Annotated in this window: 17 protein-coding genes; 16 read left to right on the top strand and 1 reads right to left on the bottom strand. The window is 69.3% G+C overall.

Annotated elements, in window-relative coordinates; genetic code table 11:
- On the bottom strand, positions 1–204 hold a 204-nt coding region (locus ACIHAX_RS11040), incomplete at its 3' end, for a hypothetical protein (RefSeq protein ID WP_397277088.1).
- A 259-nt stretch (positions 205–463) separates the two neighbouring features.
- Between ACIHAX_RS11040 and ACIHAX_RS11045 the strand changes: the two genes are divergently transcribed.
- The 16 genes from ACIHAX_RS11045 to ACIHAX_RS11120 all read left to right on the top strand — a co-directional run bounded on the left by ACIHAX_RS11045 (position 464) and on the right by ACIHAX_RS11120 (position 12506).
- Entirely contained in the window at positions 464–961 is a 498-nt protein-coding gene (locus tag ACIHAX_RS11045; protein WP_397277090.1) for a hypothetical protein, read from the top strand.
- A gap of 45 nt (positions 962–1006) precedes the next feature.
- Positions 1007–1291, top strand: coding sequence for a hypothetical protein (locus ACIHAX_RS11050; RefSeq protein ID WP_039795825.1), 285 nt, complete (start codon positions 1007–1009; stop codon positions 1289–1291).
- A gap of 29 nt (positions 1292–1320) precedes the next feature.
- Positions 1321–1812, top strand: coding sequence for a DUF6301 family protein (locus ACIHAX_RS11055; RefSeq protein WP_364430821.1), 492 nt, complete (start codon positions 1321–1323; stop codon positions 1810–1812).
- Positions 1809–2252, top strand: coding sequence for a TY-Chap domain-containing protein (locus tag ACIHAX_RS11060; protein ID WP_355076160.1), 444 nt, complete (start codon positions 1809–1811; stop codon positions 2250–2252). Before ACIHAX_RS11055 ends, ACIHAX_RS11060 begins: the two co-directional genes overlap by 4 nt.
- Positions 2253–2357: 105 nt before the next feature.
- Complete coding sequence (locus ACIHAX_RS11065; protein WP_397277092.1) at positions 2358–3956, top strand: hypothetical protein; 1599 nt, start codon at positions 2358–2360, stop codon at positions 3954–3956.
- A gap of 473 nt (positions 3957–4429) precedes the next feature.
- On the top strand, positions 4430–6280 hold the full coding sequence (locus ACIHAX_RS11070) for a hypothetical protein (protein WP_364430828.1): 1851 nt from the start codon (positions 4430–4432) through the stop codon (positions 6278–6280).
- Positions 6277–7050: an ESX secretion-associated protein EspG gene (locus ACIHAX_RS11075; RefSeq protein ID WP_355076166.1), complete on the top strand. Its 774-nt coding sequence runs from the start codon at positions 6277–6279 to the stop codon at positions 7048–7050. The genes ACIHAX_RS11070 and ACIHAX_RS11075 overlap by 4 nt, the downstream gene beginning before the upstream one ends.
- Before the next feature lie 55 nt (positions 7051–7105).
- Positions 7106–7462 (top strand): hypothetical protein, encoded by a 357-nt coding sequence (locus ACIHAX_RS11080; RefSeq protein WP_364430834.1) that lies wholly within the window; start codon positions 7106–7108, stop codon positions 7460–7462.
- Between the two features lie 38 nt (positions 7463–7500).
- A complete protein-coding gene (locus ACIHAX_RS11085) occupies positions 7501–7788 on the top strand; it encodes a YbaB/EbfC family nucleoid-associated protein (RefSeq protein WP_355076170.1) in 288 nt (95 codons plus the stop codon).
- Between the two features lie 99 nt (positions 7789–7887).
- Complete coding sequence (locus ACIHAX_RS11090) at positions 7888–8205, top strand: type VII secretion target (RefSeq protein ID WP_039795829.1); 318 nt, start codon at positions 7888–7890, stop codon at positions 8203–8205.
- On the top strand, positions 8202–9584 hold the full coding sequence (locus ACIHAX_RS11095; protein ID WP_397277096.1) for a hypothetical protein: 1383 nt from the start codon (positions 8202–8204) through the stop codon (positions 9582–9584). Before ACIHAX_RS11090 ends, ACIHAX_RS11095 begins: the two co-directional genes overlap by 4 nt.
- 32 nt (positions 9585–9616) lie before the next feature.
- On the top strand, positions 9617–9958 hold the full coding sequence (locus ACIHAX_RS11100) for a PE family protein (protein ID WP_355076176.1): 342 nt from the start codon (positions 9617–9619) through the stop codon (positions 9956–9958).
- A 34-nt stretch (positions 9959–9992) separates the two neighbouring features.
- Positions 9993–10994: a PPE domain-containing protein gene (locus ACIHAX_RS11105; protein ID WP_397277098.1), complete on the top strand. Its 1002-nt coding sequence runs from the start codon at positions 9993–9995 to the stop codon at positions 10992–10994.
- Positions 10991–11782, top strand: coding sequence for an ESX secretion-associated protein EspG (locus ACIHAX_RS11110; protein WP_397277100.1), 792 nt, complete (start codon positions 10991–10993; stop codon positions 11780–11782). The genes ACIHAX_RS11105 and ACIHAX_RS11110 overlap by 4 nt, the downstream gene beginning before the upstream one ends.
- 62 nt (positions 11783–11844) lie before the next feature.
- Positions 11845–12153, top strand: coding sequence for a WXG100 family type VII secretion target (locus tag ACIHAX_RS11115; protein ID WP_355076182.1), 309 nt, complete (start codon positions 11845–11847; stop codon positions 12151–12153).
- Positions 12154–12212: 59 nt separating this feature from the next.
- Complete coding sequence (locus tag ACIHAX_RS11120) at positions 12213–12506, top strand: type VII secretion protein EsxR (RefSeq protein ID WP_356964767.1); 294 nt, start codon at positions 12213–12215, stop codon at positions 12504–12506.
- The last annotated feature ends 18 nt before the right edge of the window (positions 12507–12524 follow it).

Below are 12524 nucleotides of genomic sequence, written 5' to 3' on the forward strand. Positions count from 1 at the left end.
GCCGACACCCCCGGAGCCGCCGGTTCCGCCGACACCCCCGGAGCCGCCGGTTCCGCCGACACCCCCGGAGCCGCCGGTTCCGCCGACACCCCCGGAGCCGCCGGTTCCGCCGACACCCCCGGAACCGCCGGTTCCGCCGACACCCCCGGAACCGCCGGTTCCGCCGACACCCTCGGAGCCGCCCACACCTACGGTTCCGCCCACGCAACCTCCGTACCCGTCGACGCCTCCCTTCCCGCCCGGCGGGCCGACACCCGGCCAGCCGACGCCTCCGTATCCGTCGACGCCACCGGGAACACTGCCCCCATACCCGTCGACCCGACCCTCATACCCGACTATGCCGACCCCCGGACCGTCCGCACCGCCATACGCGGGACCGTCCGCACCGTATCCACCCATTTCACCGACCTGGCCTGGCAACACGAACGACCCAGGCCGGCCCGACGGCACGGTCCCGCCGGGTATGCCCATGCCCCCGATGCCGCCCGGCATGCCGATGACGCCAGCGGTGAACGGTGGCGCACGGACCAACGGCCGCGGGCCGCAGGGGAACGGGCGCCGCGGCCAGGACCCGGAACGGGGTATCTTCGTCCGCCCGTTCGCAGGCTTCGGTGTACCCGCGGAGTTCGACCCGATCACCGGCGCGCTGCGCGCCAACCCGTCCGAGGCGGCCACGCACGACGGCGTCTACGGTGAGCTCGGTGGAGTCTCGGTGGTGTTCTATCGACACGACGGCAGACTCGTCCTTCGTGTCGGTGACCGCACGGTCGAGCTCGACGGGCCCGTCGGCGTCGAATGGGGCACGGTGGGATGGCGCACCACCCGGTTCGCGGTGGCCGTCGGCGGTGCCGTCTTCTGCGAGCTGACCTATCGCTCGGTGCCGGAGGAGATGGATATCGGCGCGCTGGTCCGAGCCGTGGTCGACGACCCGGTGCGCCGCGCCGAGATCTTCGCCGGATGACCGGACGGCGATGCGACAAGGTAACCATCGACGTGAGGAGTAGTGATGCGGATCGACCATCCGACCGATGACGAACTGCGAGAGAACTTCGACGAGATGCTCCGCTCCGTGCTGACCGGCGGCGGCATCCGCACGGAGACGGGCCTCGACATGAAGACCGAGGACGCGCTGTGGGCGATCGCCCGCGCCTATCCCGACGTGCCGGACGCGCTGGTCGACGCGGCCCGCTCGGCGTTTGCGGGCCAGCTCGACGGCTCCAACGCTCGCGAGCGGAAGGAGGCGCTGGCCCGCAAGATCGAGGAGATCAATCGTCGGCGGTCGGCCCGGTGAGCACCGATGTCACGACCTAAGGTGGGCCCATGACCGAATGGCGCGCGCTGACCGACAGCGAGATCGTCGACCTGGCGACCGGCCTGCGGTCGCTGGACGGCTCCCAGCCGATGGACGCGGTGCCGCGGCTGGCCGAGGCGTTCGGCTGGAAAGTGCTGACCGCCCATCCGGACCGGGCGATGCTGGACGCCGGATTCGGGATGGCCAGCGGAAAGATTCACGGACGTGCCGGCCTGATCGTCGACATCAAGCTGCGCGTCACCGATTTCGCCCCGGACGACGCGGACGGAAGGGCACGGTCGAGGGACGCGTTCGTGGCGATGGTCGCGGCGCTGACCCGCGCACTGGGCGAACCGACCACCCGGGTTCCTGGCGCCACGGCGGAGGTCCGCTGGGCGGGGCCGGAAACGACACTGGTGGTGGCGGACCTGGGCCGCTCGGTTCAGCTGTCCTCGACCGCCAATTCCTGGCTCGAACTGCACGATCAGGCCGTCGAGCTGGAGCAGCAGGAGCAGAGTTGACCGGGTGGGGAGATTTCGCCGCTGGTCTGGCCGTGGAACTGGCCGCGCTGCGCGCCGGTTCCATCGTGAAGCTGGTCGAGTCCGATACCGGACCGCGGCGGCGATACGCCCAGTTCCTCCAGCTCGATGACGCGCTCGAGGCCGAATTGGTCGATGACGAATGGCTCGACCCCGCCTTGCGCGCGGGTGCTGCGGGACGCGCGCTGATCGCCGAATCGGGTTGGCGCGAGCGGGACACGAGCCACAACAACTGGTGGACCGAGCTGCCGTGGCCGAGTCCCACGACCGAATACCGCCGCCTGGCGGACATGGTCGTCACCGGGTTGCGCGACGGGTTCGGCATCGACGCCCCCACTGCCCTGGCCTATACGGGGTGGAACGAGCGTTCGGGGAATCGCAAGCTCGACCTGCCGCTACTGGGCCTGCGGCAGGAGCCGTGACGAGCACCGCGCGGACCGGCGCTGTATGAGGATGAACGACGAGCAGAGCAGGCATCGCGGCGTGTACGCCGGCTCCGATGCGGTGGATGAGGGGATTTCCGCGACGTGACCAGACCAGGCGGCCAGGCGACCGGCGACGAGCTCGGTGCTGCTGCAGAACACGGCGCTGACGAGCCGCACCTGTCGCCGTCCGCGGTCGAGGTGCCGGCCGAAGCGGTAGCCCACCAGTCCACGGAGGACCACGAGGTCGCTACGGAGGAGCCTGATGTCGGCTTCACCCTGTCCGAGGCGGCGCCGGTCGAGGATGTCGCCGAACGGGCCAAGGCGCTCATGCACCAGGTCGCCCGGGAGCTGGCCGCGGGCGGTCCGCAGGGCTGGCGGCGGGTCGACGCGGTGTTCGCGCTGACGGTGGCCGCGGAGGTCGCGCTGGCCGTCTACTCCGACGATCGAGAGCACGCCGCGCGGGTGACTCCCGAACCCGGGATCGTGGCGCTGGTCCGCGAGCATCGGGAGCTGGCGGCCGGGCTCGAGGACGGGCCCTGGTGGCGTTTGCTCTTCACGCTGACCAGCGACGGCCGGATGGAGGTCGACTACGACTACGGCGACGAGCCGTTTCCGGACGAGCAGTTGTTCCCGCCGGAGGTCTATCTCGCTGATCTCGCGGCGTTTCCCCGGGATTCGCTGCCGGTCTGGCTCGGCGCCTACGTCGGTCACGGTGACCGTCAGTCGCGACCGCCGCAGGTGGCGGCGGCGCAGGCGCGGGCGGATCGGGAGGCGGGCGTGCGGGCCGTGCCGTCCGAGGACGAGCTGCCTCCGTTCCCCATCATGGCCGCCCGGTGGGCCGTGCTCGCCGCGGCGTTCGTCGCGGCCGAATCGCCTTGGGGCCCGAGGTTGCTGCCGTCCGTGAGCTGGTTCGAAGGCGCCAAGCGCAGCGGTTGTTCGCTGTACGCGCTGCCCGGGGGGCGGGCCGTGCTGTCCGGTGGGGTGTGGAATGCCCCGGAACTGGCGGCGGCGTACAACGACGGGCTCCAGTTGCCCGATCTGTACGCGGGAGCGCCGGAATGGGTGGCGGGACAGGTGTTGAACCACCGCTGCACCAGCGGTCTGCTGTCGTTCTGCTACTGGTGGGAGAACGGCCGCTGGTACCGCGGTGCGTCACCGGGACCCGCCCGGTTCGCCGAGGCGATGCCGGGTGTGTGGAGCTCGGAGACGGTCGTGGACATCGTCGGCAGCCTGCTCGGCGACGACGCGAACGCGCGTCGGCGCGCGGCCGTCGGCGCGCTGGTGTCCGCCGCGGAGGCCGGTGTGGTCACGCGGGACACCCTCGCCGGTGTCTTCGATGACGACGAACGATTCGACGTGGACGGCGCTTTCTTCCAGCTGACCATGGCCGGGGTGACCATGACGGCGCCGGGGCCGATGTCGCGAGAGGACGCGCTCGCCCGGGTCGAGCGGTTCATCCGGGACAGCGGGGCCGATCTCGCGAACTATTCGGTGGAGGACCTGCGCGCCGATCGGATCAGCGTGGGGTGGATGGTGTACGTCCCGGTCGAGCCGGGTGAGATCGCGGTCGGCCGGGCGATCTACTACATCGCCGATGACGGTGTGCTGGAACGGTCTTCGTCCTCGGTGGCGCCATCGGTCTACCGCGCGGAGTTCGAGCGGCGGTTCCGGAATCGGCACGGCGCGGTCGGAGCGTCCTGATCTTCGTGTCTCGTCTGCGCCGCAGCGGAAACCGGCTGGTCCGGGACGGTGAGCGGCGCGGAGGGGCCACCAGGATTCGGGTCTGTACATGCGTCGGCGAACCGACTCACCATAGAATCGTTGGTGCGTCGTAAGACAATATTCGGTCTGCCGTAAGAACCGGCTGCCATATTGACGTGTGGCGCACAGCCGTTCACGGCACGCCAGCGATGAGGAGGGTCGTCAGCGTATGAGTTGCCGGGCGCAGGAGAGTGATCCCGTACGCGGGGGCGAACGGGACGCCGCGCCGTGGCGCGCATATCGTCGACGCCCACGTCGGGGAGGTATTCAGTTGTGCGGGTCGGAGTCTCTGCCTCCGGGATCGGACTTCGGCATCGTATCTTCCGGGGGCGTCGGCGCTCATCCAGTGCGCTTCCCAGCGATGACAACAGGTGCGGGAGCCTTCCGAATCGTCGAGACGGAAAGAGCGCGGCATGTCTGAGACGAATCCATGGAGCAGCCTGTCCCGCGAGGCACAGAACGGCACCTTGGAGCTGCGGCCCGGCACACTCGAAGCTCTGATCAACGCGGCGAACGGAGTTCGCGTCCGCGTCGCCTCGGTGAAAAAGGAGCTATCCAAGATCGATTCGCTGCCGCCGTTCGCCGATGTGTTGCTATCGGCCCAGGCGCTCGCCTCTCGCTTCTCGGAAAAGGGAAAAGAACTCGGCAGCATCCTGGACGACCACATCACCATCCTCGACGATCTGACCGATACCTTCTTCGCGGCGGCCAGGCACTACCGAGGCACCGAGGAAGACAACAGGGTCGATTTCGCCGCGCTGGAGCGCCGCGTGGGCGAACACAAGGGAATCACCGAAAACCTCTCGAAGCGCTGGGATCCCGCCGGTTTGACCACCGCGGGCGACGGCAGCGGAAACACCTACGCGCATCCGGATTGGAACGAGGTCGGGAACCGGAAGCCCGAGGAGAACCACGGATTGCCGACGAGCCTGGCCGATCCGGGCGATGTGAAATTCGAACCGCGGGGCGTGCGTGCGGACGACCCGGAGAACTTCACGTATTCCCAGTATCAGACGATCATTTCGTCGATCACCGGCGGCAGTCCGACCATGCCGATCAAGGTCGCGCAAGCCGCGTCGGATTGGCGGTGGCTGGCCGGAGAACTCAAGGAAACGTTCGACATCCTCACCAACCAGATGACGACCAGTAGGTCGAGCTGGACGAGTCCGAACAACAATGGCGGTGCGGACCGAGCGCGCCAAGCGATCACCGCCTATGGCACCGGCACGGATCAGCTGAATACGAATATGAAGCTGATCGGCGACAGCCTCGAATACGTGTCGGAATGGCTGTATACCACCGGGGTGCTGCTCCAGCAGGGTGACGACTATCCGCCCACACGAACCTCGGGTGAGACCGACGACGCGTACCGGCAGCGGAAGGAAGAGGCCGCGGTCCGGAATTACGTCAGGGCGATGCAAGCGGCCTACGTCCCCGGCGTAGAGGAGACCGACAAGGTCATCGCGGTACTGCCGGATCCGATCCCGCCGACCACCGGCCAAGTGCCGGGGCCGGGGCCAGGGCCGGGTGGTCCCGGGCCGGGCGCCGCACCGGGGCCGGGGACCAGCGCCGCACAACTGGCGTCGATGCAGAACGCGCAACGGCAGGCCGAACAGCAGCAGAAGGCACTGGAAGACGCGCAGCGTCAAGCGCAATTGGACGCTCAGCGCCGCGCCGCCGAACAGCAGCAACAGCAACAGCAGCAGCAACAACAACAGCAACAGCAGGCCGCGCAGCAAGCCGCCCAGCAGGCCGCCCAGCAGCTGGCGCAACAGGCGCAGCAGGCCGCCCAGCAGATCGCGCAACAGGCGCAGCAGATCGGGCAGCAGGCCGCCGGCGCCGCGCAGCAAGCGGCGCAACAGGCCGCGCAGCAGGCCGCGCTGGCGGGCCTGCCGGGCATGCCGAATCTGTCCGACGCGACGAAGAAACTCGAGTCGGCCCTGGCGAAGGGTGCGGGCGGCCCCGGTGGTTCGGCGGGAGGTCCCGGCGCACCGAAGTCGGCCGCGAACCAGAACCTGGAGAAGGCGTCGAAGTTGTTCCCGCGGGCGACGAACGCGGTCGCAGCGGCGGCCACCGGGCGCGCGGGTCTGGCGGCGGGCCAGGGCATGATGGGCGGCCCCGGCATGCCGATGGGCGGCCCCGGCGCCGCCCAGGGCGGCCAGCAGAAGGAGCACAAGCGCGCCGACTACCTGGATTCCTCCGAGCATCTGGAAGAGGCGCTCGGCGACGCGCCCGTGGTAGCGAAACCCGTTGTCGAGCAATGAACGACACGTGGGAGTTCTCCGGTCTCGAATTCGCCGCGGCATGGCACGCGGCGAAGGAGAGCCTGCCGGATCCGTTCTTCTACCTCAGCGGCACGACCTATTACGACGACGCGCGCAGGCAGAAAGCCGAAGCGTGGCAGCGGATCCAGGCCCGCTGGGGCCGGGCGCTGGAGGAGTTGATGGACGTGCTCACGGTTCCCGACATCCGGTTGGTGATCCGCGGGATCGACGGCCGGGACGCGCGGAACCCGAAGGGCGCCATCCGCATGCTCGCCGGCCGCAAGGGCGACCGCGCGTTCCTGGTGACCCAGAAGCCGGGAACGGAACGCCGAACCGAGGGATTCACGGTCGCCGAACACGACGTTCTGTCGCTCGGCCACAGCGTGGCCGAGGCATTGCCGAAGGTCGACGCCGGGCGCGGGTCCGCCTTCGATCTCATCGAGCCGGGCGGCGACGGGCTGGACTACTCCTATGGCCGCTCCCTGGTGAACGACGTCGAAGACCGCACGGCCGGCCGCAGCGAGTCCTTCGATCGCGCGCCCGCCGCCACGGTGGGCACCATCGTGGTGGAGCAAGGGCATTCGCGATTCGGTCCGCGCGGTATCACCCGGGCGCACCTGGCCTGGCGCGATCTCGTCGACGACGGGCGTTACGCGATCGTGCCGGGCAGCCCGCCGACAGTGCTCGCGGCGGACGTCCGGCGACTGACCGAATTGATCAACGCGCGGATCGCCGAAGTCGTCCAAGCCATCAAAGACGAGCGGATGTGATCGATCGTATGCGCGCCATTCCGTTTTCGATCTCGATTCTTCGAAGGGGTTTTCGATGACCGCATCGCAGCAGGGGAACCCTGGCGATTTTCCTGCCGAATTCGTGGCTACTTCGCTCACCGGCTCGATTTCGGTGCGCACCACCGAAATGGGTCTGCCGCTGGGCGTCAAGGTCGACGCCGATCAATTGCGCCGCGACCCGGAGGCGCTGGCGGGCGAGGTCCTGCGATTGTGCAAACAGGCGGCGAACCGCGCGGGCCTGGCGCGGCGGGCGCAATTGCGGCAACTGGGATTCACCTCGGAGATGCTGGCGCTGGCCGGGCTGCCCACCGAACAGCAGGTGGCGACGCAGGAGATCATCGACGAGCAAGAGTACGACATCGAACCGCAGAGCTGGCTGCGATCGGTCTGAGCGGCAACGGAATTCGTGAGGTCGGCATGGTCGAAACAATGGACGAGCTCATCGCTCGGGTACAGAATCAGCTCTACCGGCTCACCGATCTCAATGACGCCATGAATGGGATCCGGGTAGCCGAGACATCGCCCGACGGCGCGGTGACCGCGGAGGTGGACGGCAACGCCGCGTTGATCGGACTCAGCTTTTCCGCCGCGGTGTCGAAACTTTCACCGGACGAGTTCGAGAAAACGGTCGTCGACACCGCGCGAGCGGCCGCGCACAAGGCTTTTGCGGAGCGCGGCGCACTTATCACCGCATTCAACGAGGAGGCCACCGGGTAGTCACCGGATGTTAACCACGACGGGATCGCGATACGCGGTCTTCGCTAGGTAAAGTTGAATACGAAACGTCGGGGGATGTTTCGGGATTGGACGATGATCATGAGCCACATTGAAGTAGTCCCGGATGCGCTGCGTGTGTACGGAAGCGAATCGGCGGCCATGGCCGCCGGAGTAGGGGCGATCGCCGCGACCGACCAAGCCGCGACGGTCGCCGCAGTGGTCCCGGTGTTCGGCCTGATCGGCCAAGAGTTCCTTGCCTCGTACGCTTTCGCCCAGGCCAACCACCTGTCGTCGGTGGCGCAGCTCGCCGCCGTGCACGCGGGTACGGCGTTGACGGCGCATCAGGCCGCCGCCACCTACGAGGGCACGGACACCGCGTCGGGCGCGGCCATCGGAGCCATCCGCACGCGGTCATGACCACGCCGGGAGCCATTCCGCCACCCGGGGCCGATCCACTGGATCCCACAATCCTGGAATTGCTGCGGGGCAGCGCTCTCGCGCCCATGCTCGACATGCCGGTGAACGACGTCTTGCGCAGCATGGGTTTACCGAATCTGCCGGAGATGCCTGCCTTCGTGCAGCTGCCGGAGCTGCCGCCGCTGCCGACGATCGATCTCGGCGCGCTCATGCGCCCGTTGACCGATCTCGCCTCCGCGTTCGGCACCGGTCGACTCGGCGCGCCCGCGCCCGCACAGGCCGGTGCCACCGCCGCGCCCGCGCCTCCGGCCGACCCGACGCAGTTGCTGCAGAACGTGTCCACCGTGATGCAGACGGTGATGCAGGTCGGCTCGTCGCTGGTGCAGACCTTGATGTCGGTCTGGCAGGGCATGGCGGCGATGGAGGCGGCGAAGAAGGCCGGTGCGGCGCAGACCGACGCGAACGAGCTCGCGGCGCAGAGCACCCAGGAGAAGTCGGTGCTCGGCAGCGCGGCGGGCAGCGTCTTCACCGGCGCGGGCCTGATGTCGGCGGTGCTGGCGAAGTTCTCCACCACCATGGCCTTCGCGCCGCTGCTCGCGGCATCGCCGGGCGGGCAGGGTTTCCTCGTCGCGTCCGCGATCGAGGCGATGACCGAGGCGCTGGCGATCACCGCCAAGACCAAGGCGGAGATGGTCGGCCACAGTGCGAGCATGACGCAGGCCGGTCAGAAGGTGCCGATCACGAACGCGCCGACGGGAGTGAAGTCGACCGAACAGCTGACCCAGTTGATGAGCATGATCACGCCGCTGATCAGCACGGCCGGTCAGGTAGCGCAGTCGCTCGGGCAGTTGGCGGCCGCCAATCCTTCGCTGCCGGCGCCGAAACCGATCAGCGCCCCCGGCGCGCACGAAGGCGCGGGTGAACCCGAGGAAGGCAAAGAAGGCAAGGAAGGCGAGGAAGGCGAGCACGCAGGCGGCGCGGGTGGCGTCGGCGGTGGCGTCCCGGGTGCGATCGCCGCGGCTGCCGCCCCGCTGAACCCCTGGCCGGGGACCCGGGTGGCCGGTGGGTCGCTCGGCAGCATCGGCGGTGCGAGCGCCGCTGGTACCGGAACGTCGTCCGAGGTGTCGACCACCGTCGCGGGTACCGCCGCGGCGGGGACCGGAACCGGGGCCGGATACATGCCGATGGGCGGCGCGGGCATGGCGGGAGCGGGCCTGGCCCGCGACGGCGAATCGACCACCGACGCGCTGCGCGGCCAGATGGTCACCGGTCAGCACGGCGACGAAGTGGTCGGCCGGATCGAGGGGGTCTCGCTGCCGGTGGTCGGCGCGGCCGACGCGACATCGGAACCACCGCCGGATAAGGAACTCACGCTCTGACGCGAGTGCCGAGCAGTACACAGGAGGGTCTTATGAGTGACGGGCGGGGTCAGGTGTACGACAGCGTGCGATTCGACTCGGTCACGGCGGCCAAGGCGTCGTCCGGGCTGGACGCGCTGGCCGACCGGTTGGCGTCGGATCTGCGCTCCGCGGAGGAAGCGCTGACCGTCGTACCCGCCGGCGCCGACGAGGTGTCCGGCCGGGCCGCGCAGACCGCGAACGACGTGGCGTCGTCATACCTGGCCGGCGCGCAGGCCAGCGTGCACGAACTGCGCAAGCTGGCGGCCACGTTGCGGCTGCACTCGAACCAGTTCGACGGCATGGAATCGGCCAACACGGCCGATTTCGACACCACGGGCGGCCGGTCGGCCTGACCGTCGCCGAGCAACCGAAAGGTCTTCCGCGGCAATGATCGAACCACCGCAGCCAGGTTTCACCGGCGTGGTGTGGACCGCGCGCCCGCCCGAGCGGCTCGCACGCGAGCTCACCACGGGGCCGGGCGCCGTGCCGATGGCCGAGGCCGTCGCCGCGTGGTCGCGCCTCGCCGCGTCGTTCGGTGCCGCTGTGGTCGAGTACGAGAAGGTTCTCGCGGACGTGCGCGGGGCCTGGCAGTCAGGACGCAGCGACGAAGTGCTGCAACAGATCACGACTCTGCGGGATTGGCTGGTCGACGCCGCCGCCGCTGCGGCGGCCAACGCCGCGCGGTTCCAGGCCCAGGTCGCCGCGTACGAGATCGCCCGGCTGGCGATGCCGAACACCGCCGATCTGGAAACCCTTCAGCAGGTGCAACGAATGCTGGAGTCGGTGACCGGGATGCTCGGTACGCCGATCCGCGCGATCGCGGCGGACACCGACGCCGAGCAGGACGCGGCGAGGGCGATGGCCTCGCGGGTCATGCGGAACTACGAGATGGCCACCGAACCACTGGCCTTGCCGTGGCAGCACCAGCAACCGCCCGTCGTGGCGCCGGAGCAGGCGCTGGCCGCCGAACAGGCCGCGGGATCGGCCGAGGCCGCGAATTCGGCCACGATGCCGCGCGGTGCGGCGTCGATCGGTGCGATGCCGATCGGGACGGTGCCCATCCCGGCGATGCCGCGGGTGCCCACCGCGTACCAGGCGCCGGTGTACGCGCAGTCGGCCGCCACGGCCGAGGTCGTCCCGCGCGCCGCCCCGGCCACGGTGAACGCGGGTGGGCAGCCCGCTCCGCTCGTTCCCGGTGCGCTGGGGCAAGCCGGGCTCGCACAAGACGCGGCACGATTCCCACGCGCCGGACTTCCCACGGAGACGAGCGATCAGATCGGCTTCGAAGGTGGCATCCAAGCCGCGCCCGCGGTGCTCGGCGGCGCCGAACCCGCGACGCACGCCGTCGCGCCGAGCGAGGCCGGTGCCCAGACGGGAGGTGCGCCGTGACGTCGCTGACGAACGACGCGCTGCTCGTCGTCGCCGAGCGGCTCGGTGTGCAAACCTTGCCGCTGGTGCTTTCGGCCGGGCCGCAACAGGATTCGATCGAGGAGTATCGCGCCGCGCGGGAGCGTGCGCTGTCCGGCCTGATCGGTGACGGCCTGCTCGACGCCGAGGGCGAAGTCGAATCCGACCTGGCCGGTGCGCTGTTCGTCCTGGCGCAGCCGGACCGCGAACTCGTCGCCCGCGTATACACCGAGGAGGGCGCTCGCCGCTTCTGCCTGGCGCGCCGGGGCGAACAGCACGCGCTCGCCGTCCGCTCGGGCGACAGCTTCGAGGTGACGTCGATCTGGGCCGACGGCTCGGACACCGCACTGACTCGTCCACTGCTGGCCGCGCTCGGCTCGTGCGAACCCGCGCGGATCGCCGGATTCAGTGCGCTCGCGAGCGAATTGGCCGACCGGATGGACGCGGCCGAGGGCTCCGGCGATTACGCCGACGCGGTGTACGCCCTTGGCGTCGGTGAGCGCGACGCCGCCGTGCTCGGCCTCGCCTTCGGCTCCTGCCGCGCCTACGCCGAGATCGTGGCCTACGCCCATCGAGACGGGCTGACCAGCCGGGCGCCCGGCGCGGTGGTGGTGTACGACACCGGCCGCGGCCGCATCGTCGTCGCCCCGATGGTCGCGCCGGATCAGCAGATCTGGTCGACGGTCACGACGGGCACCGACCACCGGGTGACTCAGGCGGTCGCCACGTTGCTGGAAGGGCTGCCCGGGGGGAGGTGGCTGCCTCAGTAGCTGCTCGGTGAGATCGTCCGGATCTCCGCACCCATACAAGTTCTGACGAAAGGATCAACGAAATGGCTTACACATCTCTCGGCGACGGCTCGGGGAACACCTACGGTGTCGAAGCAGGCGGCATCGACAGCGTCGTCAGCCGCATGGAGGACTCGATCTCGACGCTGCGCACCTCGATCAACCAGATCGACGAGTCGGTGCAGGCCGTCGCGCGCGGCTGGCAGGGCGACGCCCACCGCGAGTTCAACACCGCGGCCCACGACTGGCACGACGAGGTCACCGCGCTCAACGGCAAGCTGGACCGGCTCTCGCAGGCCGTGACCTCCGGCAAGAACACCATCGTCGGCTCCGACCAGGCCGGTCTGGCGTGACCGCTGGACGGTGATGCCGTCCAGCCGGATCCCCAACCTCTCAGCAGAAGGAGACAACCATGACCATCAAGTACAACTCCCCGGCCATCACCGAGATGGTCAGTGACCTGAACCAGTACGGTTCCAACATGAAGGCGCAGATCGACGAACTCAACGGCGCCGCCGCCGCGTTCCAGCAGAACCTGCAGGGTGAGCAGGCGGTCGCGAACTTCACCAAGGCGCACAAGGATCTGACCGGCGAGCTGGAGGACACCCTCCAGAAGCTGGACAACCTGGGCGTCAAGGTGGAGAACGCGCTGAACCGCGCCATCGAGGCCGACGGCAAGGTCGGCGACGGTTTCGCCGCCTTCTGATCGCGGGGTAGCGACGAA

Origin of the sequence: Nocardia sp. NPDC051929 (genome assembly GCF_044548645.1) — a bacterium.
In the GTDB taxonomy this organism is placed as follows: Bacteria; Actinomycetota; Actinomycetes; order Mycobacteriales; family Mycobacteriaceae; genus Nocardia; species Nocardia sichangensis.